General features: G+C 47.9%; 25 protein-coding genes, 1 tRNA gene and 1 riboswitch. Of the genes, 15 read left to right on the top strand and 11 right to left on the bottom strand.

Annotated features, from left to right (window positions below; genetic code table 11):
* Positions 1-28 precede the first annotated feature (28 nt).
* The gene (locus tag OM416_RS18660) at positions 29-454 is read left to right on the top strand and encodes a helix-turn-helix domain-containing protein (protein ID WP_062833115.1); all 426 of its coding nucleotides are present in this window, start codon (positions 29-31) and stop codon (positions 452-454) included.
* Positions 455-562: 108 nt separating this feature from the next.
* Here OM416_RS18660 and OM416_RS18665 read toward each other — a convergent pair whose 3' ends face one another.
* Genes OM416_RS18665 through OM416_RS18690 form a run of 6 tightly spaced genes read right to left on the bottom strand, consistent with a single transcriptional unit; the run spans position 563 to position 5,346 of the window.
* The gene (locus OM416_RS18665; RefSeq protein WP_264931941.1) at positions 563-1,534 is read right to left on the bottom strand and encodes an urease accessory protein UreD; all 972 of its coding nucleotides are present in this window, start codon (positions 1,532-1,534) and stop codon (positions 563-565) included.
* Complete coding sequence (gene ureG, locus OM416_RS18670; RefSeq protein ID WP_264931943.1) at positions 1,440-2,159, bottom strand: urease accessory protein UreG; 720 nt, start codon at positions 2,157-2,159, stop codon at positions 1,440-1,442. The genes OM416_RS18665 and ureG overlap by 95 nt, the downstream gene beginning before the upstream one ends.
* 33 nt (positions 2,160-2,192) lie before the next feature.
* The gene (locus OM416_RS18675) at positions 2,193-2,888 is read right to left on the bottom strand and encodes an urease accessory protein UreF (protein ID WP_264931946.1); all 696 of its coding nucleotides are present in this window, start codon (positions 2,886-2,888) and stop codon (positions 2,193-2,195) included.
* A gap of 33 nt (positions 2,889-2,921) precedes the next feature.
* On the bottom strand, positions 2,922-4,640 hold the full coding sequence (ureC, locus tag OM416_RS18680; RefSeq protein ID WP_264931948.1) for an urease subunit alpha: 1,719 nt from the start codon (positions 4,638-4,640) through the stop codon (positions 2,922-2,924).
* Complete coding sequence (locus OM416_RS18685; protein WP_264931951.1) at positions 4,637-5,026, bottom strand: urease subunit beta; 390 nt, start codon at positions 5,024-5,026, stop codon at positions 4,637-4,639. Before OM416_RS18685 ends, ureC begins: the two co-directional genes overlap by 4 nt.
* A gap of 17 nt (positions 5,027-5,043) precedes the next feature.
* Positions 5,044-5,346: an urease subunit gamma gene (locus OM416_RS18690; protein ID WP_264931953.1), complete on the bottom strand. Its 303-nt coding sequence runs from the start codon at positions 5,344-5,346 to the stop codon at positions 5,044-5,046.
* Between the two features lie 261 nt (positions 5,347-5,607).
* Here OM416_RS18690 and urtA point away from each other — a divergent pair, with 261 nt between their 5' ends.
* The 5 genes from urtA to urtE all read left to right on the top strand — a co-directional run bounded on the left by urtA (position 5,608) and on the right by urtE (position 10,504).
* Positions 5,608-6,858 carry an urea ABC transporter substrate-binding protein gene (gene urtA, locus OM416_RS18695; protein WP_264931955.1) on the top strand — a complete coding sequence of 417 codons (1,251 nt, stop codon included), beginning with the start codon at positions 5,608-5,610 and terminating at the stop codon, positions 6,856-6,858.
* 182 nt (positions 6,859-7,040) lie between these two features.
* On the top strand, positions 7,041-7,946 hold the full coding sequence (gene urtB, locus OM416_RS18700; RefSeq protein ID WP_264931957.1) for an urea ABC transporter permease subunit UrtB: 906 nt from the start codon (positions 7,041-7,043) through the stop codon (positions 7,944-7,946).
* Between the two features lie 21 nt (positions 7,947-7,967).
* Entirely contained in the window at positions 7,968-9,059 is a 1,092-nt protein-coding gene (gene urtC, locus OM416_RS18705; RefSeq protein ID WP_264931961.1) for an urea ABC transporter permease subunit UrtC, read from the top strand.
* Positions 9,022-9,831, top strand: a complete 810-nt coding sequence (urtD, locus tag OM416_RS18710; protein ID WP_264931963.1) for an urea ABC transporter ATP-binding protein UrtD — start codon at positions 9,022-9,024, stop codon at positions 9,829-9,831. Before urtC ends, urtD begins: the two co-directional genes overlap by 38 nt.
* Entirely contained in the window at positions 9,809-10,504 is a 696-nt protein-coding gene (gene urtE, locus OM416_RS18715) for an urea ABC transporter ATP-binding subunit UrtE (RefSeq protein ID WP_264931965.1), read from the top strand. Before urtD ends, urtE begins: the two co-directional genes overlap by 23 nt.
* Before the next feature lie 38 nt (positions 10,505-10,542).
* Here the strand turns inward: urtE and OM416_RS18720 are convergent, their stop codons facing one another.
* The 3 genes from OM416_RS18720 to OM416_RS18730 form a co-directional block, all read right to left on the bottom strand.
* Positions 10,543-11,178 (bottom strand): hypothetical protein, encoded by a 636-nt coding sequence (locus OM416_RS18720; RefSeq protein ID WP_264931968.1) that lies wholly within the window; start codon positions 11,176-11,178, stop codon positions 10,543-10,545.
* A 27-nt stretch (positions 11,179-11,205) separates the two neighbouring features.
* Positions 11,206-11,409 (bottom strand): XRE family transcriptional regulator, encoded by a 204-nt coding sequence (locus tag OM416_RS18725; RefSeq protein WP_169480108.1) that lies wholly within the window; start codon positions 11,407-11,409, stop codon positions 11,206-11,208.
* A gap of 264 nt (positions 11,410-11,673) precedes the next feature.
* Positions 11,674-12,375: an urease accessory protein UreF gene (locus OM416_RS18730; protein WP_175623631.1), complete on the bottom strand. Its 702-nt coding sequence runs from the start codon at positions 12,373-12,375 to the stop codon at positions 11,674-11,676.
* Positions 12,376-12,802: 427 nt separating this feature from the next.
* Here OM416_RS18730 and OM416_RS18735 point away from each other — a divergent pair.
* A tRNA-Leu gene (locus tag OM416_RS18735) sits at positions 12,803-12,885 on the top strand.
* 150 nt (positions 12,886-13,035) lie between these two features.
* On the opposite strand, the gene OM416_RS18740 is transcribed toward OM416_RS18735, so the two are convergent.
* The gene (locus OM416_RS18740) at positions 13,036-13,515 is read right to left on the bottom strand and encodes a glutathione peroxidase (RefSeq protein WP_091015296.1); all 480 of its coding nucleotides are present in this window, start codon (positions 13,513-13,515) and stop codon (positions 13,036-13,038) included.
* Between the two features lie 371 nt (positions 13,516-13,886).
* A riboswitch (cyclic di-AMP (ydaO/yuaA leader) is annotated at positions 13,887-14,062 on the top strand.
* A 115-nt stretch (positions 14,063-14,177) separates the two neighbouring features.
* Here OM416_RS18740 and OM416_RS18745 point away from each other — a divergent pair.
* Both OM416_RS18745 and OM416_RS18750 read left to right on the top strand, forming a co-directional pair.
* On the top strand, positions 14,178-14,576 hold the full coding sequence (locus OM416_RS18745; RefSeq protein WP_235193755.1) for a hypothetical protein: 399 nt from the start codon (positions 14,178-14,180) through the stop codon (positions 14,574-14,576).
* A gap of 168 nt (positions 14,577-14,744) precedes the next feature.
* Positions 14,745-15,428: an HAD family hydrolase gene (locus OM416_RS18750; protein ID WP_264931972.1), complete on the top strand. Its 684-nt coding sequence runs from the start codon at positions 14,745-14,747 to the stop codon at positions 15,426-15,428.
* Positions 15,429-15,559: 131 nt separating this feature from the next.
* Here OM416_RS18750 and OM416_RS18755 read toward each other — a convergent pair whose 3' ends face one another.
* Positions 15,560-16,855 carry an Nramp family divalent metal transporter gene (locus OM416_RS18755; RefSeq protein ID WP_264932105.1) on the bottom strand — a complete coding sequence of 432 codons (1,296 nt, stop codon included), beginning with the start codon at positions 16,853-16,855 and terminating at the stop codon, positions 15,560-15,562.
* Positions 16,856-17,240: 385 nt separating this feature from the next.
* Between OM416_RS18755 and OM416_RS18760 the strand changes: the two genes are divergently transcribed.
* The 6 genes from OM416_RS18760 (at position 17,241) to OM416_RS18785 (ending at position 20,521) form a co-directional block, all read left to right on the top strand.
* Positions 17,241-17,660, top strand: coding sequence for an organic hydroperoxide resistance protein (locus tag OM416_RS18760; RefSeq protein WP_264931973.1), 420 nt, complete (start codon positions 17,241-17,243; stop codon positions 17,658-17,660).
* 316 nt (positions 17,661-17,976) lie between these two features.
* Positions 17,977-18,117, top strand: a complete 141-nt coding sequence (locus OM416_RS18765; RefSeq protein WP_264931975.1) for a zinc ribbon domain-containing protein — start codon at positions 17,977-17,979, stop codon at positions 18,115-18,117.
* Positions 18,118-18,216: 99 nt separating this feature from the next.
* Complete coding sequence (locus OM416_RS18770; RefSeq protein ID WP_264931978.1) at positions 18,217-18,495, top strand: hypothetical protein; 279 nt, start codon at positions 18,217-18,219, stop codon at positions 18,493-18,495.
* Between the two features lie 139 nt (positions 18,496-18,634).
* Positions 18,635-19,057 carry a thiol-disulfide oxidoreductase DCC family protein gene (locus OM416_RS18775; RefSeq protein WP_264931980.1) on the top strand — a complete coding sequence of 141 codons (423 nt, stop codon included), beginning with the start codon at positions 18,635-18,637 and terminating at the stop codon, positions 19,055-19,057.
* 67 nt (positions 19,058-19,124) lie between these two features.
* On the top strand, positions 19,125-19,991 hold the full coding sequence (locus OM416_RS18780) for a DUF6612 family protein (protein WP_264931983.1): 867 nt from the start codon (positions 19,125-19,127) through the stop codon (positions 19,989-19,991).
* A 146-nt stretch (positions 19,992-20,137) separates the two neighbouring features.
* Positions 20,138-20,521, top strand: a complete 384-nt coding sequence (locus tag OM416_RS18785) for a VOC family protein (protein WP_047842030.1) — start codon at positions 20,138-20,140, stop codon at positions 20,519-20,521.
* Positions 20,522-20,540 lie beyond the last annotated feature (19 nt).

The raw sequence follows: 20,540 nt of genomic DNA on the forward strand, positions 1-20,540 counted from the left end.
ATTATTACGGTTGGAAGGCGGTTCTTGTATGCAGTCGATCTATGAGCGAATTGAACACCTGATTGCCGAACGAGGAATGACCAAGAAGGCTTTCTGCCAACAGCTGAAGATTAGCACGGGCAATCTGGGTGATTGGAAACGTGGCAAGTCTATTCCAAGTACGAATAAGTTAATTGAGATTGCTTCGTTTTTTGATGTGAGCCTCGACTGGCTCATGATTGGGCGTCCATCGAAGGAAGCGATGGTGCGGGAAAAACGGGAGGATTATTTTTTTGACGTGTTGCGGCAATTGAATTGCCAGGAAAGCGAATTATCGACTGTGGAACAGTCTTTTATCAGTGAATATATCGAGTTTACCCGTTACCGAAAATCCAAGGAAAGCAAAGATGCAGGCGACTATCGCTATAAGGCTGACAACAAATCAGAGAACAATTCTGAGGGAAACGAAGCGTAAGTGATATGGACAGCATCCTTAGACTGAATGTACAAAAACCTCTGGACTAATCCGAACACACTCGGAGACAGTTCAGAGGTTTTTTGTGTTAACTTATGATCGATATCTTTATTTACGAAAAACGAGGGTTTCTTTGCCCAGCAGATGGGGACGAAGTGTATTCCAGATCTGAAGACACTGTTCCTGAAGCTCCCAGGCTGCCATGCCAAGGAGTCGAACGCCGATGCCGCCGGTTGCCAGCAAACTTGCCCCTGCGAGCATTCGTCCATCTGGTGGCAGAGCGGATCTGACCTGTTCCAGCTCGGCAGTACCCAGTCCCGGGGCAATCATCCACAATGCAGCCGTGTGAGTATAGTGAAGGAGGGATGCTGAGTGTTTGGGGTCATCGGTTTCCGGTTCGAATCCGAATCGATCCCAGACAGCCAGTTTCTCGCCTTGCCATATCTCCGTCAAGCTGCGGTAACGCTCAAATTGGAATGCTTCTCCCCGATGAATCCGTCCGGCAGACCAGATATCTGCATAGGCCAGGATCGCCTGTTCTTCCAGCGCAAAGGTTACAGTGAGTGATGATGAACTGCCTTTGAAAGGAATCACAGATTCAGGAAAGTATTCCAGCGTGGCCCCTTTTCCCAACCGAAAGTGATGATTGACGGATGAGGGAATGGAAGGTGTGGGATGAAGCCTGGTAGCAGATGTGCTGCTCAGCATGACATGGGTGCCTTCCCCTAATTCCCACTCGGAATGATAGTGATCCCCGTTGAGGACTCCGGGAGAAACGTCTGACGTGTACACGCATAATTCGGTTCCACCTCCGGGAGGTCGAAAGGATCGGCTAAACCGGAGGGGGGCGCTGTAATAACGATCAGTCATGACAGTTCGCTCGCCTTGAAAGGCGAAGGTGGCCCGAAGCTCGCTGCGGCGCGTGACGGGCTCACCTGCACTTTCGTCCCGATTCATCTCTGTTCCCGTGGGGACAGAAGATGAATTAATGCGAGTGAGTGCCATGCTCATGGCTGTGTGAATGCAGATGTGCAGCGGAAGCATCGTCATCCATATATTGATGTTCAAGCCAGTGGACAATCTCGGATACACCTTCACCGCTCATTAGATTAGACATGACATAAGGACGGCCTTCGCGTACCCGCACGGTATCATTTTTCATCACTTCCAGGCTTGCTCCAACGTAAGGGGCGAGGTCGGTTTTGTTAATTAACAGCAGATCTGAACGCGTGATGCCGGGACCGCCTTTGCGAGGAAGTTTCTCTCCTTGGGCAACGTCGATAATGTAGATGAACACATCAGCCAGTTCCGGACTGAATGCAGCAGAGAGATTATCGCCGCCGCTCTCGATGAAGATCAGTTGCAGATCCGGGAAGCGTTCAATTAACTCGTCAACTGCTTCAAAATTCATGGAGGCATCCTCACGAATAGCCGTGTGCGGGCATCCGCCTGTCTCAACGCCGATAATACGTTCTGGTGCCAGGGCGTTCTGACGCAGCAAGATTTCAGCATCTTCCTTGGTATAAATGTCATTCGTGATGACAGCAAGGCTGTAACGTGTACGCAGTGCCTTGGACAGTTTCTCCACAAGGGCTGTTTTACCTGAACCTACCGGTCCACCAATGCCAATTCGCATCGGACGACTCCGATCAAATTCGTTGCGTTTCCACTCCGGATGATGCGTATGATTAGCTCCTCCACACATAACAATTCCTCCTTGGTTAGATAAAAGTTGTAGTTAAGACATAAACAGCCGCGCGGGTAAAGTCTCGTGTCGCATGGCGTAGATTTCCTGGGCGATTCCGAAGCTGCGCATGTCTTCCGGGTCATTTTCCCGAATGAGAGCCCATTCCGCTTCAATATCATTAAGCAGTTTCTGAATCAACATCTGCGCTTCCGTCTGTCCGATGGGCAGCAGGCGAAGTGCGCTGTTCACATAAGCGTTCACTGAGGTATACAGATGCCCGGTAACGGCTTCGTCCAATCCAATCTCCAATTGATAGTTGATATAACCGTGAATGGTCGTGATGCCGCAATATGCGCCGTATTCCTGTATGGCCTTATCAATCAGGGAAAAGTTCATCCATGGGTAGAGTGAACGGGCGAGCTTGAGCAGTCGCTTTCCCATTTTGTGGCCGCTTTCCCTGAGTTCCCGAGGGGAACGCTGGGCGTGGACACGTTTGTCATACAGAGCAAGTAGAGCGGCATCTTGCTGTTTTATCGCCTGATAGACGCCTTTGATGGCAAGGCCATCTAGTCTTACAAGACTGGAATGAAGCTGGCTGCGAATAAACTGTTCAAGCTGCGCGGTATTCCGTACGGTGCCATCATGCGTGTAGGCTTCCAGACCAAAGGAATGGGAGAAACCACCGATGGGCAGGGCTGAATCCAGCAGCTGAACGTAACGGAGTAGCTTCGTGCCACTGTTCATCATGAGTGCCCCCTTATCAGCTAATCCGTATTCCTATCAAAACATAAAGTACCGCTGTGCCATAGGCAACTCGTCTGCGGGTTCGCAGGTGAGAAGCTCGCCGTCGGCGCGCACCTCATAAGTTTCGGGATCGACTTCAATGACAGGGGTTACGTCGTTATGAATCATGTCTTTTTTGCTGACCGAGCGGCAGCCTTTGACGGGTTCAACCCGTTTTTTCAGACCCAATGTCTCTTTGATCCCGGCATCTGCCGCGGCTTGGGAGACAAAGGTGATTGATCCGCTGGCGATGGCGCTACCATAGGCTCCGAACATCGGTCTGCCGAATACGGGCTGAGGTGTAGGGATGGACGCATTGGGATCACCCATCTGGGCGAACGTAATCATGCCACCTTTAATGACTATCTCGGGTTTCACACCGAAGTAGGCCGGTTTCCATATGATTAGATCTGCCAGCTTTCCAACTTCCACCGAACCGACGAGGTGTCCGATTCCGTGTGCGATAGCTGGATTGATGGTGTACTTGGCGACATATCTCTTGATCCGATCATTATCGGAAGGTGAGTTCGGGTTGAGTTCGAGTTTGCCGCGCTGTTTTTTCATTTTGTCGGCGGTCTGCCAGGTGCGAATAATGACTTCACCCACTCGGCCCATGGCTTGTGAATCGGAACTGATGATGCTGAACACGCCAAGATCATGCAAAATGTCTTCGGCTGCGATTGTCTCTGGACGAATCCGAGAATCGGCGAAAGCTACATCTTCGGGGATGGATGGGTCCAGATGGTGACACACCATCAACATATCAAGGTGCTCTTCTACAGTGTTGCGTGTGTACGGTCGTGTTGGATTAGTTGATGAAGGGATGACGTAGGACTCCCCAGCGGCCCGGATAATATCAGGAGCGTGTCCGCCACCAGCGCCTTCCGTGTGGTACGTGTGGATCGTCCGGCCGTTGATCGCAGCCAGTGTATTTTCGAGAAATCCGGTTTCATTCAGTGTATCGGTATGGATTGCGACTTGAACATCATGTTCTCCGGCGGCAGTCAGACATGCATCGATGGCGCTCGGGGTAGTGCCCCAATCCTCATGCAGCTTCAGGCCGATTACACCCGCTTCAATCTGTTCGACTAAAGGTGCGGTGGTGGAGCTGTTGCCTTTACCAAGGTAACCAATGTTCATGGGAAAAGCTTCTGCGGACTCTAGCATCCGGTGAATGTGCCAGGCTCCTGGTGTGCAGGTGGTGGCTTTGGTTCCTGTTGCCGGTCCTGTTCCGCCGCCGATCATGGTCGTGACCCCGGAGGATAACGCAGTTTGAATTTGCTGTGGGCAGATGAAATGAATATGGGTATCAATGCCGCCGGCAGTTACAATCATGCCTTCCCCAGCAATGATCTCGGTGGAAGCTCCGATGACCAGTGCGGGATGAACACCATCCATCGTGTCCGGGTTACCAGATTTGCCAATGGCGCAGATATGACCATCCCGAATGCCGATATCTGCTTTTACAATGCCCCAATGATCGATAATGATAGCGTTGGTGATAACAGTATCAGGAGTGCCGTCACTTCGCAGAGCAGAGGTGGACTGGCCCATCCCGTCGCGGATAACCTTGCCACCCCCGAACTTGCTCTCATCTCCATATACAGCATAATCATGTTCAATCTCTGCCCATAGTTCGGTATCCGCAAGCCTGACAGCATCACCGGTTGTGGGTCCGAACATCGACGCGTATTGTTCACGGCTCATTCGTTTCATGAAGGTTCACCTCCGTCTTGTATGGGAGGAGAGAACGTCTTCAGGAATATCTCCAGTTTCTGTGGATCAGGAGCTTGATCCGCAGAACCTTCGGTTAATCCGTTGAACCCGTGAATCTGGCGTTTGCCGCCAAAGGTCGTGAGTTCAACCGGCTTCTCTTCACCGGGTTCGAAGCGGACCGCGGTGCCTGCCGGAATGTGCAGGCGATGTCCAAAAGCTGACGTGCGATCAAAGTCCAGTGCTGCATTAACTTCATAGAAGTGAACGTGAGAGCCAACCTGGACGGGGCGGTCGCCGCGGTTGAGGACAATGAGGCGTAGGGTTGAACGATCCGGATGACAGATGATGTCGTCATCTGGCTTCAAACGATATTCACCAGGAATCATGGTTTCTCCTGCCTTTCTCAGCGTATAGGTTCATGTACGGTAACCAGTTTCGTACCGTCAGGAAATGTGGCTTCTACCTGTACTTCAGGAATCATATCGGCAACGCCATCCATACAGTCTTCGCGTGTCAGGACGGTGCCTCCGTATCTCATTAATTCGGCAACACTCATTCCATCCCGTGCTCGTTCCATAAGTTCGGAGGTCAACAAGGCGATGGCTTCGGGAACATTCAACTTAAGTCCGCGTGCTCTTCGTTCACGGGAGAGATTAGCGGCCACGGTAATCAGGAGTTTTTCCTTTTCCTGCTCAGTCCAGTGCAAGGCAATCCGACCTTTCGCTTATAATGTCTGATATGTTCATGGATCAAGTTATATGTTAAATATACTCACACAGGGTGAATCCTTTGTCAATAAGCTTCCGGGCTTATTAGCAGTGTGCATGAAACGAGTAGGCATGAAATAAAATTATGTAAGCTATATTGACATGAAGAGTGTAACGCTCCATAATTTGGATCAACGAACATTTCGGACATAAATGACCTTAATGTTCGTCAATAGACTAAAAAAAGGGAGTGTAGGCTATTGAAGAAGAGGTCGGTCAAGTTATGGAGTATTTTGCTGGGTGCGGTCATAGTGATGACGGGATGTGTGGAGGGTACTGCGCCGCCAGAGGTGTCGGGTTCAGGTGGTACAGGAAAACCGGCTGCATCCGGGGATACGATTAAAGTTGGCATTCTACATTCCCTCAGCGGAACGATGGCAATTAGTGAGGTATCCGTGAAGGATGCCGAGATGCTTGCTATTGAAGAGATCAACGCCGCGGGCGGAGTTCTGGGTAAACAGATCGAGCCTGTAGTTGAGGATGGCGCTTCGGATTGGCCTACTTTTGCGGAGAAGGCTGGGAAGCTATTACAACAAGATAAGGTCGCTGCGGTATTTGGCGGGTGGACCTCTGCGAGTCGGAAGGCTATGCTCCCGGTGTTCGAACAGAACAAAGGTCTATTGTTTTATCCGGTGCAATATGAAGGATTGGAATCATCGCCAAACATTTTTTATACAGGAGCCACAACGAATCAGCAGATCGTTCCATCCGTAACCTGGTTACTGGAGAACAGGGGCAAGACGTTTTATCTGCTCGGTTCAGATTATGTATTCCCAAAAACGGCCAATCAGGTCATTAAGGCGCAACTCGCAGCAGAAGGCGGCGAAGTGGTCGGTGAGGAATACACACCGCTGGGCCATACCGATTATAGTACCATCATTAGCAAAATCAAGGCTGCAAAGCCGGATATTGTATACAATACGCTGAACGGAGACAGTAATGTAGCCTTTTTCAAACAATTGAAGGATGCTGGAATCTCCTCGGATCAGATGACAACCTTATCGGTGAGTGTGGCGGAGGAAGAAATCCGTGGCATCGGTGCAGACGTATTGAAGGGGCATCTGGCTTCATGGAATTATTATCAGACAACGGATACACCTGAGAATGCGACATTTGTTGCTAAATATAAAGAAAAATACGGGGCTGATCGAGTGACAGCAGATCCAATTGAAGCGGGATATGTAGCGGTTTATCTCTGGAAGGCGGCGGTGGAAAAAGCAGGATCATCCGACGTGGAGAAGGTGAAAGCGGCTGCCAAGGGTCTGGAGTTTGACGCCCCGGAAGGTAAGGTAACCGTGGATGGAGAGAATCAACATATCTACAAAACGGTGCGGATTGGTGAGGTGCAGGAAGATGGGCAGTTCAAGGAATTGTGGAATTCCGGTTCGCCTGTCAAGCCGGACCCTTATCTGAAAACGTATGAATGGGGAGCTTCCCTCAGCGCTAAATAACATAGAAACCTCGCAATAAAACAGGCAACTCGCTTCAAAGCGGCCAATTCATAGACGAGGGTGTGACAACACATCCTCTCACCGCAATGCGGTAAAGCGTTACTGTGATGTGAAATGTGTTGCTGCCGCTAATTAAAATCATGTGAAATATCGAGAGTCACGGTATGGAGGAGGGGATAGCGATGGATATGTTTATCCTGCAGATGTTCAACGGTCTGAGTATCAGTTCGATTTTGTTGTTGATTGCATTGGGGCTTGCGGTAACATTTGGGCTGATGAATGTGATCAATATGGCTCACGGTGAACTGATCATGATCGGTGCGTATGCAACGTATGTAACACAAAATCTGTTTATGTCCTATGCTCCAGCGGCGTGGTTCGGTGCCTACTTTGTTGTGGCTTTGCCGATTGCGTTCGTTGTAGCTGCTCTGATTGGCTGGTTGCTTGAAGTGGTGTTGATCAGGCATCTGTATGGCAGGCCGCTGGACAGTCTGCTTGCGACATGGGGTGTAGGCATGATGCTACAACAACTGGCCCGTACGATATTCGGAGCACCAAATGTGGGCGTATCCAGTCCGGCCTGGCTCAATGGAGGATTGGCGGTCTCGGATGGCATTGTGTTTCCATATAAACGAATTTTCATTATCGCACTGGTTGCGGTTGTGCTGCTGTGCATGTACCTCTATATCTATCGAACATCTTCCGGAAGACGAATGAGGGCTGTAATGCAGAATCGGAGCATGGCGGGCTGTCTGGGCATTTCGACACGACGGGTAGATGGCATGACCTTTGCGATTGGTTCGGGAATCGCTGGAATCGCTGGTTGTGCGTTAACGCTCATTGGTCCGATTGGTCCTTCGCTTGGTACGTATTATATTGTGGATGCGTTCATGGTGGTTGTCCTGGGTGGTGTGGGGAAATTGGTCGGAACCGTGTGCGGTGCACTGGGGATCGGTATGTTCAACACATTGTTCGAGACCTATACATCGGCTTCCATTGGAAAGGTGCTCGTGTTCGTATGTATCGTTGCTTTTTTGCAATGGAAACCACGCGGCTTGGTCGCGATGCGCACACGAAGTCTCGATTAACGTGAAGAAGGGGGTTAGTTCATGTCGGTATTACTCAAGAATGGCAGTCTGAAAATGAGGATCATCTGGGCGGTTGTACTGATCATGATGTGTCTTGCTCCACTGATCTCCACGGAGTTTCGTCTGAGTCTGTTAGCCAAGTTTTTGGCTCTGGCTATTCTGGCCATTGGTCTCGATCTGATCTGGGGATATGGAGGTGTGTTGAGTCTTGGGCATGGGGTGTTCTTCGGTCTGGGTGGGTACGCGATGGCGATGTATCTGAAACTTCAGGCTAGCGGTGCAACGCTTCCTGACTTCATGGGATGGAGTGGTCTTAGCGGTCTGCCATGGTTCTGGGAACCGTTTCGCTCTTTCCCGGTGGCGCTGTTATTGGGGATAGCCCTTCCCGCATTGCTCGCCTTTGCCCTGGGCTGGTTTACATTCCGTAACCGGATTACTGGTGTATATTTTACTATCCTGACGCAAGCCCTGGTTCTCATTACGGTGACATTGTTTGTGGGCAAACAGGAATGGACGGGCGGAACGAATGGCATTACCGGGTATAATTCGATCTTTGGATTTACACTTCATTCCGCAGGAACAACGATTGCTCTCTACTATATAACGCTTGCTGTTCTGGTGATCGCTTATGTGCTGTGTCGTCGAATGGTGAACAGCCGGTTTGGTCAGGTGCTGGAAGCTGCGCGGGATGGAGAGAATCGGGTGCGATTCCTCGGATATGATCCGGCAGGATATAAAACGCTGGCTTTTGCTTTTTCCGGTGCGCTTGCAGGCATCGCGGGCATGTTGTTTGTTCTTCAGGTCGGTATTATCTCGCCATCGATGATGGGGATTGTGCCTTCTATTGAGATGGTCCTGTGGGTTGCGCTGGGTGGTCGAGGTACGCTTATTGGAGCGGTCATCGGAGCAGTGGTGCTGAATGCAGCCAAAACAGGCATAAGCGAGGCTTACCCTGAAGGGTGGTTGTTCGTCATTGGTGGGCTCTTTGTAACGGTAGTCTTGTTCATGCCAAACGGAATTGTAGGTGTGTATCGTCATATCGTTCGTTTGCTGAAGCGGAGAGGAGAGAGTGCGCATGTCCAAGTCACGCGGGAAAAACCTGAAGTCTACTGAGGAATCAACGGTGTTGGTAGCGGAGGATATTACGGTAGCCTTTGGTGGGTTCGTTGCTGTCAAAGGCATGAATCTGAAGCTGCATGAACATGACCTGCATTTTCTGATTGGACCGAATGGTGCAGGGAAAACGACGATGCTGGATGTGATATGCGGCAAAACCAAACCCATGTCCGGCTCGGTAAAGATGGCGGATGGTACGGACTTGACCCGGATAAGGGAGCACCAGATTGTTCGTAAAGGGGTAGGGCGCAAATTCCAGGCGCCTTCGATCTTCGCGGGACTGACGGTACAAGAGAATTTGACGCTGGCGGCGGAGACTCGCCGTTCCCCTCTACAGGCCATGGGTATTCGACGATATGGGAAGATGAGTGCTGCCATGGAGCATATTAGCCTCCAGATTGGTCTGCAAGACCGCATTAACGCCCGTGCAGGAGCATTATCTCACGGGGAGAAGCAGTGGCTGGAGATCGGCATGTTGCTCTTGCAGGAGCCTCGTGTGTTGTTGCTGGACGAACCAGCGGCGGGCATGACGGATGAAGAAACACACAAGACCGGACGGCTTCTGCAAGAGATTGCGCGTGAGCGCTCGGTTGTGGTGGTGGAGCATGATATGGAGTTTGTGCGAGAGTTTGCAGCCAAGGTGACCGTGATGCATGAAGGTAAATTGTTGAAGGAAGGTACGATGGCGGAAGTGCAGGCGGATCCGAAAGTGGCAGAAGTGTATCTGGGCAAAAGGAGGGATGACCATGCTGTCGCTGCAACGAATTGAATCCGGCTACGGGGAAAGCAATGTGCTTCGTGGTGTGAGCCTGGATGTACAGCCTGGGCAGGTGGTGTGTCTGATGGGACGTAACGGTGTAGGTAAAACGACGTTGATGAAAACATTGATGGGGCTACTCAAAACACGCAAGGGCAATATTCAGTGGCAAAATCAGGAGTTATCCACGTTGGATACAGCCAAGCGGGCAAGGGCAGGGATCGGTTATGTACCGCAGGGGCGGGAGATTTTCCCGCAGCTTACGGTGAAAGAGAACTTGTTGCTTGGACTGGAGACAAGTGCACCAGGTGTAAAGATGTTCCCGGAGGATGTGTTGGCGATGTTTCCAGTGCTTGCTACGATGTATGGCCGGCAGGGCGGGGATCTGAGTGGTGGACAGCAGCAACAGTTGGCATTTGCCCGGGCGTTGGCTTCGCGTCCGGGGTTGTTGCTACTTGATGAGCCGACAGAAGGCATTCAGCCTTCCATCGTGGAGGACATTCGGCAGGTTATTTTACAGCTCAAGGCAAAGGGAAACCTCTCGGTTCTGCTGGTAGAGCAGAGTATTGATTTTGTGCGCAGTGCCGCAGATTATATCTATATCATGGACAAAGGTACTATTACCCTGCATGGGACACCGCAAGAACTGGATATGTCCCAGTTTGAACATCATCTGTCCGTGTAGTTGAAAGTGAGTGTGTCGAGTGGAGAGAGGGTCAGGGTTCAGGAGCGCTTGTCCAGGATATTCGAGTATTTCGGATATAACCGCCGGATGCATTCCGGGCAGATGTCATGGGTGAATTCGGCGTGGGTATGCTTCTCCAGATAACTCTCGACGGAGTTCCAATGTTCCTCTTCGTCCTTGATTTGTTTGCAGACAGCACAAATAGGCAGTAATCCGCGCAAGGTGCGCACGTCAGACAGAGCCTTCTTTAATTGGCGTTCTGTCTTTTTCTGTTCGGTAATATCCATGTGGGCAATCAAAGCGAGATCGGTATCCAGGTTAGAATTAGCATGAGATAGAGGAGTGAGTTCCGCACGAAACCACCTCTCTTCGTTGTATACCGTATACACGCAGATGTCATATGTATGATTTCGGTGAAAGGGTGCTCCGCGTTCTTTCAAATTCTGTGCGACAAGTGTCATATTGGCGTTCTTGCCTCGTAATGCCCAGGCTTCCAACAGATGCAGGTAATGTCTATGAGTGCTGTTCGCATCCGGGTTCGGTAATAGTTGACCGAGTTCCTGTTGCCAGGCGCGGTTACAACTGTGGATAGTCCAATCGTGATCAACGATGATGAGCTGGTGAGTTATGGACTGGAACGACAGCCTCTCCAGATCGGATGTAACATGTCTCATGGATGGGGTCCTCCTTTGGCAGAAATCTTATCTCAGTTCATCTGGGATATCCAAAATATCAGCGACCAGGTGTCTGAATCTAGTTGCTTTGCGTGTGCCGTGAATGAGATTGGACAAGCGATAGGGCGGGATGTCGTGCTGTTCACAAAAGGTCTTCTGGTCCACTTGAAGTTCGGTTAGCCGTCGTTTGATGGCCCATCCGAACGGAGTCACTGGTTTTTTCTTGTTCAAAAGGGTTCACCCCTGGTTAGAATGTAGTATTCAGTCGCCCTTTCTTCATGTAGAATATATAGAAATGCGAGCTGTATATTTTATTATATACGTAAATCCGTCATCTAACAATTAAAAAAGACGGAAAAAAGTGTATTTTGTGATGTAAAATGGCGTAAATACGTTAAATAAACCAATGAAATGACAAAAAACACGTCGGCAAGGAGGTTGCCGCGTGTTTTTTTCGTTTGTCTGAATGAAGGGGTAGGTGTATGGGGACAAGGATTAGGCCCTGTAGGCATGAAGTCCAGCTCCAAGCATATGGAAACTGGGGAAAAACGATTTCATGGACATCGAGGTTGGCTGTGCCAGTCCATCCGCAGCCGAGGCGCTGACGGTGTTCCATTCATTCTCCAGATCTGCGGCCAGGCGTACCGTCAGATCTTTGGTTGTATCGGTGTTCAGGGGAATGACTTTGGAGGCTTCGGTTATGCAGGCATTCATGGCTGAATGCAGATAACCAAGAACTGCCGCCTCGACAGGGATATCGAGGTGGTGGTTAATCCAGGCGTGAACAGTGGAGAGGCAGCCAACCGAATCATATTTGGCGAAGGTCTGTTCGAGCTGGCTGAAATCAATCCAGGGGTGCAGAGCACGTGCAAGTCTAATCAATCGTTTGCCCATGGTAGCAGCTTCTTCTCTGAGATCTCCAGGAGTTCGCTGAACATGTACGAGCTTGTCGATCAGGGCTATCCGCCATGTATCCTTGTGATCTGCTGCGGTATAGATGCCTTTGATGGCCATGCCTTCAAGACGAACGATGCTGGGGTGCAACTGACAACGCATGAATGATTCGAGATCTTCAGCATTACGAATGGTACCCTCCTTGATATGGATATCCATGCCGAAGGAATGGGTGAACCCTCCAACCTGAATAGAGGAATCAAGCAGTTTAACATAATCGAGCAGCTTATTCCCACGGTTCACAATCATTCGCCTCCTGTGTTCGTTAAATGTCACTTTAAGTAACATTTATATTCCTTATTGTTTGCTTTATGTTTGAAAATCCGAATTATATGATAGTTATCATCCCATAAATGTCCGCTTTTTGTCAATAGTGTCATTGAAATTCAATGGATCAAATCTGAAATTCAATATTAGTGTTATTTTATATAACATTTAAAGTTAAATGTTTGAGAGATGTAGGGGGGGCTATATATAAATGAATCAACAAGATCGGCTCTTACCGAAAAAGAGGGGATCGAATCTAATCATATGCAGTTCATGGGTAAAGATGACGAGAATATGCGATTTTTGATGAAAATGCCTAGTTGAAAAAGAAGTATTAAAAAAACACTTTACTTTTAGAACAGAACCCGGTATAATCAATTCTGTTGCCGATTATTTACGACATGCGGTCGTGGTGGAATGGCAGACACGCTATCTTGAGGGGGTAGTGGGCGTATGCCCGTGGAGGTTCGAGTCCTCTCGACCGCATCATATGAACGATGAAGAAGAAGCTTTCCGTTATTGGAAAGCTTCTTTTTTTTGTCTTTTTTGAACAGTCTGACATCGGGGTCGAAAAAAAGGCCATCCATGATCGGAGGTAATGGAGCTCTACCTTTCCGGCTACGGGTGGCCTGTGTATTATTTTTGGAGTAAGTTCTTGATATCTTCTTCAATCTTATCAGGTGTTGTTTTGGGAGCATAACGTTTCAGTACCTGTCCGTTCTGATCCACGAGGAATTTGGTGAAATTCCATTTGATTGCTTTGGAGCCGAGCAGGCCAGGAGCTTCTGTGCTAAGGTGTTGAAAGAGAGGGTGAGCGCTTGAGCCGTTCACATCAATTTTCTCAAACATGGGGAAGCTCACGCCATAATTCATCTGACAGAACTCGGCAATATCGTCGGAAGAACCTTTTTCCTGTGCAAACTGGTTGCTTGGAAAACCAAGAACTTCAAATGGAGCATCTTGAAACTTGTCTTGCAGTTCTTGCAGACCTTTGAATTGAGGGGTAAGGCCGCATGAGCTTGCCGTATTCACAATCAGGAGCACTTTGTCACGGTAGTCGGACATTTCAACTTCTTGACCGCGAAGGGTATTCACTTTGTAATCGTAGACTGTCATCTAAATCGCCTCCATTGATATACTCTTATATCTTCTATTATATTGGTTACAATTAAATATTGCAAAACTAATGTGGTGTTAAAAGAATCAAAACAGGCAAGTTGTGCTGAATACGTGAATGAATTGCGAAGTGATTTTCGTCAGAGTGAGAATTAGATAGCCTTGAAGAGATGGATAGAGTATAACCTTATTGTAAGCGTTATTATGGATGAGTATTGGCAAAAATCTGCCGATTCGGTGATCTGTACGGACTTTACACCGTCATGGCACGGGTGTATGATTCATAACGTAATTTCAATTTAAACTAAATTGTATATGAAAAACGAAACAAACGATAATATCGCTCGATCTTATCTTAAGATATACGAACGATGTTTTAATCGCTGAGTTTCCATTCATTCATGAGTGGAAAACGGGGGAACCAACGGAATGCGCTGTCCAGGACAGTAGGCATTCATGGGGTGAATTTTCCGGTGACAGCCGGAAATAGGGCGACTCTCGCGCCCGAATCCGTCAGCTAACCTCGTAAGCGTTAAAGGGAGAGGCAACAAGCCGTACGCTGGTTCATGGTGTTTTCGCCATGGGTTATTTAAGAAGCGTTCGGGAGGCCTTGGTCCCCCACGCTTCTTTTTTGTTGTCTTTTCACGCCAAGGGAGGAACGAATGATGGATACTGAGATGATCTTAGTGACTGCTCCAAATGAAGCAGGACGCAAATTTATCAAATTGCTGATGTACAAAAAAATGCCGTTTGCCGTTCTAACCAACAGTGCAGGGGAAGAGCGGAGACTCCGCAGAATCGGGGTAGAGCATGTTATTCGCATGAATACGGCTGCAGCTCAAAAATGGTTTTTACCGCAGGGCAGCGTAGGCAATGTGTTTATTTTCGAGAATAGCCTTAATCTGACCTGTCGTTATCTACAGATCTGCCGTTCATGGACATCGAAATCCCTGTGCGTCATCACGGAGCAGAGTCATCCAAAGGGCATCTATCGCGGCATGGGCGCAGACCGGATTGTATATTCGCTCAATGGGGAAGTCGGCTTTCTCCTCAATGGTTGATGCCATAGCTTGTGATTGCTCAGGTGTAAGGTGCCTGTTATAATTGACTGTATTAGAATCAAATTCACTCAAGGTATTATGAAATTGATTCATCGATAAACGGAAATTTGAGGAGACTCATGCGTGATGGTGGGTCTTCTTTTTTTATGCTTACAGGGAGGAATTGGCGTGCCGGATGTGAGTGGGTTAAAGTGGTTGTTTTTTGATGTTGGAGATACGCTGGTGGATGAATGGGAGCCGGTTGATGATATTATCGGACAGTTCGTCCGTGAAGCTTGTGCTTTAGGGTATCCAGTAGAAATAGAGGCGGTACGCGAACTGTTCGCCAACTGTTACCGGAAATACGAGCAATGGCCCATGAGAGTGGCTATTCGCACATTCATTGAAGACGAAGGCCACCGGAAACAGATTCAGGACAAGCTGAAGTTTCAAAAAGATCTTGAACGTCCTTTTCCTTCAGCGGATGCCGTTCTTCAGCAGTTGTCACGGTATTATCGTATTGGCATTATTGCCAATCAGAGTCCTGGAACGGAAGAGAGACTGGAGAGTTACGGATTGCGGAAGTATGTTGACGTTCTCGCCTGTTCGGCTGAAGAAGGGGTGTCCAAGCCAGACCCTGAGCTATACGCTGTAGCCTTGAAACAGGCAGGCTGTGAACCGGAGGAAGCCGTCATGGTCGGGGATCGGATTGATAACGATATTATTCCTGCCCGGAAGATGGGTATGCGCACGATTCGCATTATGCAGGGTTACGGGAGATTCCAGCCTGAACTATCGGATGACGAACGTGCGGATTGGACCGTTGATTCATTGGATCAACTTCTGCCTTTACTTATGCCAAACCAGGATTAGATGATTGCGTGCGAAAGGTTCTACTCTAAACGAAAACGAGTTGCTGTACAGCAACAATAAAGGCTGATCAACTTGGGTATAGCATACCGGAGTTGATCAGCCTTTTTGATATTTAGTCGATTAGATTGAGATTAGAACAAGCGGATCGTCTGAATGATCAGATATACATTTAGCACAACGATAATGGCTGAAATGACCCATGAGATGATTTTGAGCCACAATTTGTTGGCGAATGCACCCATGCTTTTTTTGTCACTCGTGAACATCACCAGAGGAATTACAGCAAAAGGTAATTGAAGAGAAAGCACGACCTGGCTCAAAATGAGTAGTTCTTCTGTGCCGTGTTCTCCTGCAATGGCTGTGACAATTACCGCCGGGATGATGGCGATCAGACGTGTGACCAGTCTGCGCAGCCATGCCGGAATTCGAATGTTCAGAAAACCTTCCATGACAATCTGCCCAGCGAGTGTACCTGTAAGGGTAGAGTTCTGACCTGATGCTAACAGAGCCACACCGAACAGGATGCTTGCAACCGTAGTACCCAATAGAGGGGTCAGCAGATGATAGGCATCAGCGATCTCGGCAACCTGCGTCATACCAGCACTGTGAAATACAGCAGCAGATACAATCAGGATGGCTGCATTGATGAACAGGGCCAGTGTCAGTGCGATGGTAGAGTCCATGGTCGAGTACCGAATGGCTTCTTTTTTACCCTGTGGTGTCTGTTCGATCTGACGGGTCTGCACGATGGAAGAATGCAGGTACAGATTATGTGGCATCACGGTTGCTCCAATAATACCAATAGCGATATAGAGCATGGCCGGGTTTTGCAAAATCTCGACATTCGGTACAAAACCATGGAGCACACCGCCCATATCCGGTTTCGCCAAGAACAGGTCAATTCCGAAGCAGAGGGCAATGGTTGCCATCAGCACAATGACGAGTGTCTCCAAAGCGCGGAAGCCTTTGTTTTGCAGGACGAGTATCAGGAGTACATCGACTGCGGTGATGATCACGCCGTATAACATGGGGATGTTAAATAACAACTTCAACGCAATGGCAGAACCTATAACCTCAGCCAGATCGGTGGCTGCAATGGCAAGCTCACACAGAATCCATAACATCATGACGACCGGCATGCTAAAACGTTCGCGACAGGCTTGAGCCAAATCCCGTCCAGTGACGATGCCAAGTTTGCCAGCCAGCGATTGAAGTACAACGGCCATCAGATTTGAGAGCAGGATGACGGATAGCAAGGTATACCCAAACTGCGAGCCGCCTGCAATATCTGTTGCCCAGTTGCCGGGGTCCATGTAACCTACGGCAACGAGGTATCCGGGGCCTACAAAGGCGAGGAATTTCTTCCACCATGCAGCATTCTGCGGAACTTTCATGGAGTTATGCGCTTCTCCGAGTGAAGGTGCCATGCTCGCAGTAGACAATGATTCTCTTGAAGGAGCGTTGAACGGATTTTTTTTACTCATACGATAATCACCTGACTTTGAAATATTGATGTGGAATGAACCGCGCATGATATATCTAAATTTTTATGTTTATTTTTACATTGTACTCCTTCAATTTTTTTTGTCTAGTGCAACTTTTATGTATCAGCACAAAATTTCGGTTGTAGCTTGAAGATGCCCCTTCGTATATTACCCAACCTTGGGAAAAATACAGCCATGGCATTGAAATGCATGAAAATAATAAAGTTGTAAAAGCTGATAAAGATATAAAATTGCGTTTCAAAATGAGCCAGAAGTTTAAATTGAAAGGAAGGCAGTAAAAACTATATGGATAAGGGAGAGATTCTTAATGGAAGCTTTATATACAGCAGTAGCGACAGTTAAAGGTGGACGTACAGGTTCGGTGACTTCTTCGGATGGCGTGCTTAAGCATGATCTGAAAATGCCCAAAGAGCTTGGTGGTTCCGGTGGTGAAGGTACCAACCCTGAGCAACTCTTTGCCGCTGGATATGGCGCCTGTTATGAAAGTGCTCTTGCCAATGTAGCACGCAAAGCGGGCGTGAAATTGGAAAATGTGGTGGTTACAAGTAACGTATCCATTGGTAAAGATCCTGCGGATGATGGTTTCCAATTGTCTGTTCGTCTGGACGTGAGCATGCCTGGTGTGGATCACAGTCAAGCAGAGGAACTGGCCCGCAAGGCGCATGATTTCTGTCCATATTCCAAAGCAACACGCGGCAACATTGATGTTGTATTAAACGTAGTTTAAGATTTGACTCCTGGTAAGTAAAGGGAACATATAGAGCAGGGTATCCCAGATACCTGATGTTCGACTACAAAGCCCTGCTGGCAATCGGCAGGGTTTTGTGTTGATTATCATATAAGGATATGATGCAGGAGATTAGATGCCAGATCGAGTACTATTTTACATAATTGCATTCCCACTTCATGCTACACATTTCGATTAAGGGGGAACCACGATGAGTATTGAAGAGATGATCGAGCGTCGATTTGTGTGTACAAAATGCAGAGGCACGGATTGTAACATTAAGGAAGTTTCCATGTCATGACCAGGACTGAGCAAGGTGTTCGATATTCAGCATAACCACTACTTGTTTGTGGGCTGTACTTCCTGCGGGTATGTTGAAGTGTTCGATCCAGATGTCTTGAAAGGTAAAAAACAAGGGCAGGTCGGGACAATTCTGGATATTCTGTTTGGCGGGTAGACATGCGCGAGTTGACATTGATCTGAATTTTCTTTAATATAACTTAGTACTGAGTAGTGTCATTGCATGAACCAAATTTGAATTAAACAGGTGATATCCATGTCTTATAGACCGCGTATTGCAGATTTAGAATTAGCTTATGGTAACAAGGAAGACGGATTGTATGAATTCAAAATGAATTTGGTAGACGGTACAAAATGCCGTGTATTCTACACCCGTTCCCCGGAATGGAAGATGACCAACATCAGCCGTCTGCAGAAAACGCCTTGTCCAGTATGTCGCAAAGATTTCATTTGCAAATGTATGGACCAGTGGGCAAGTGACCTGCATCAACAAATGATCGATGACCAATGGATGGAAAAGGCAATTGCTGAGTAATTGCCGGACAGATACGAGCGTGGGCACAATGCCTGCGCTCTTTTTCTTTTATTTTCCTATAATTAAATTTTAGAATTATTGAACAAGAAGGACCAGATTGGGTAAGTTACTCTAACCGTAACAATAGGAGGCAGCCATTATGACAGCAAATCAAACAGATGTGCATCAGGAACATCCGATCGTACTGGTGGATGGTGTCTGTCACTTCTGCCAGGGCTTAACCAAATGGATTATCAAGCGTGACCCGGAAGGGAAATATCATTTTGCATCGCTTCAATCGGATGTAGCCAAGGAACTGCTGGCGAAGGGCAATTTGTCGACAGACAGTATGGACACCTTTGTGCTGATTGAAAATGGAAAATACTATACACGTTCAACCGCCGCACTGCGATTGGCCAAAGGTCTAAAGTTTCCTTATCCGTTGTTGTATGTGTTCATTATTGTGCCAAAATTTATTCGTAATGCAGTCTATAACTGGGTTGCTCGCAACCGTTATCGCTGGTTTGGCAAGGATGAAGCGTGCATGTTGCCTACACCGGAGATCAAAGATCGATTTTTGTGAGTGTGATTAATAACGGAAATAATTGGGTAATGAATACAGATCATATCTATTTTGGGAGGACAACAACTTGAAGAAGTGGACTACATTATTTATCGGGGCATTATTAGCAGTGAGCTTGGCAGCATGCAGTAACGACACAGATAATACGGCAACACCGCCAGCGACTAACAACAATGAAACATCTAATGAGGGTAATACACCTGCGGAGCAGGAAACAAAGATCCCTACCCTGGACGAGTTGATTACCAAAACCAATGCAGCTACCAAAGAAATGAAGAGCTTCACAACCGAAGCAAACATTGATCAGAATCTGAAACTGGATGCTGGTGAACAATCCCAAGATCAACAGGTTAAAACATCGCTCAAGATGGATATCATCAAAGATCCAATGATGATCTATCAAGAGATGAATATGGAAATGTCGGGACAGGAAGCTCAGAACGTGAAGCAGTATATCACATCGGACAAAATCTACTCTCAAGTTGGGGATCAATGGGTTGCGATTCCTGAAGCTCAAACCAAGGAACTGATTGAGCAGATGAAAGCAAGCATGAATCCCGAAGGTGAATTGGAGCAATTCAAAAAGATCGAAGAAGATACAGAAGTGACCGAAGAAGGCGACAATTATGTGATTAACGCTGACGTATCCGGTGATAATGTGAAGGAACTGGCCAAAGCCGTGATGGAGCAAAATGGATCGGATGCCCAGATGCAAGCCATGCTTGATCAGATGAATATCACCAGCATGAAGATGAAATACATGATCAACAAAGAAACCTACCTGCCTGCAAGTACGGACGTAACCATGGTCATGGAGATGGAACAGAATGGACAGAAAATGACGATGGACATGAAGATGACCAGTACGTTCTCCAACCAGGATCAAGTAGAAGAGATCAAGATTCCACAAGAAGCATTGGATAGCGCTAAATAAAACAGGGCACCTCTGAACTAGATCTGTGTAAGCCGAGAGGTTTACCAGATTGAATTCAGGGGTGTTTTTCTTTTTAACGGAGATTATGGTCAGGGTTCAAGGTGTTATAGTATAGTCATATTTAATTAGAGAGGGGGATATAAAAGATGATTGAATATGCACACATCCACCATGTTAGTCTGGCTGTACGTGATCTGGAAATCGCGAAGAAGTTCTATTCGGGTTTGCTGGGCATGCAGGAGATTGAACGCCCAGCCTTCCGCTCCACGGGTACATGGTACGCTATCGGAAGTCAACAGCTTCATCTGCTTCAGCACCCGGAGGGTCACACGCTGCGTGAGGCTGGTATTGATACAACAGACGGTCACTTTGCGATCTGGGTCACCAGTTATTCAGGGACTATAGCCTGGCTGGAGCAGCAGGGGATTGAGTATGAAGCGAGACCTGACAGTGTGGCTGGATTCGCACAGATTTTTGTACTTGATCCGGACCGTAACATTATTGAGTTCGATTCACCGTACAACTCTTAAGGAAAAATGGGTTAGAATA

It is taken from the genome of Paenibacillus sp. LS1 (assembly GCF_026013365.1).
Lineage (GTDB): Bacteria > Bacillota > Bacilli > Paenibacillales > Paenibacillaceae > Paenibacillus.

Bases quoted from the DNA above. Each gene is read 5' to 3' on its own strand.
- OM416_RS18660 (WP_062833115.1), top strand. From the start codon at position 29: ATGCAGTCGATCTATGAGCGAATTGAACACCTGATTGCCGAACGAGGA.
- ureG (WP_264931943.1), bottom strand. From the start codon at position 2,159: ATGTGTGGAGGAGCTAATCATACGCATCATCCGGAGTGGAAACGCAAC.
- OM416_RS18675 (WP_264931946.1), bottom strand. From the start codon at position 2,888: ATGATGAACAGTGGCACGAAGCTACTCCGTTACGTTCAGCTGCTGGAT.
- ureC (WP_264931948.1), bottom strand. From the start codon at position 4,640: ATGAAACGAATGAGCCGTGAACAATACGCGTCGATGTTCGGACCCACA.
- OM416_RS18685 (WP_264931951.1), bottom strand. From the start codon at position 5,026: ATGATTCCTGGTGAATATCGTTTGAAGCCAGATGACGACATCATCTGT.
- urtB (WP_264931957.1), top strand. From the start codon at position 7,041: ATGGATATGTTTATCCTGCAGATGTTCAACGGTCTGAGTATCAGTTCG.
- urtC (WP_264931961.1), top strand. From the start codon at position 7,968: ATGTCGGTATTACTCAAGAATGGCAGTCTGAAAATGAGGATCATCTGG.
- urtD (WP_264931963.1), top strand. From the start codon at position 9,022: ATGTCCAAGTCACGCGGGAAAAACCTGAAGTCTACTGAGGAATCAACG.
- urtE (WP_264931965.1), top strand. From the start codon at position 9,809: ATGCTGTCGCTGCAACGAATTGAATCCGGCTACGGGGAAAGCAATGTG.
- OM416_RS18720 (WP_264931968.1), bottom strand. From the start codon at position 11,178: ATGAGACATGTTACATCCGATCTGGAGAGGCTGTCGTTCCAGTCCATA.
- OM416_RS18740 (WP_091015296.1), bottom strand. From the start codon at position 13,515: ATGACAGTCTACGATTACAAAGTGAATACCCTTCGCGGTCAAGAAGTT.
- OM416_RS18745 (WP_235193755.1), top strand. From the start codon at position 14,178: ATGATGGATACTGAGATGATCTTAGTGACTGCTCCAAATGAAGCAGGA.
- OM416_RS18755 (WP_264932105.1), bottom strand. From the start codon at position 16,855: ATGGCACCTTCACTCGGAGAAGCGCATAACTCCATGAAAGTTCCGCAG.
- OM416_RS18760 (WP_264931973.1), top strand. From the start codon at position 17,241: ATGGAAGCTTTATATACAGCAGTAGCGACAGTTAAAGGTGGACGTACA.
- OM416_RS18770 (WP_264931978.1), top strand. From the start codon at position 18,217: ATGTCTTATAGACCGCGTATTGCAGATTTAGAATTAGCTTATGGTAAC.
- OM416_RS18775 (WP_264931980.1), top strand. From the start codon at position 18,635: ATGACAGCAAATCAAACAGATGTGCATCAGGAACATCCGATCGTACTG.
- OM416_RS18785 (WP_047842030.1), top strand. From the start codon at position 20,138: ATGATTGAATATGCACACATCCACCATGTTAGTCTGGCTGTACGTGAT.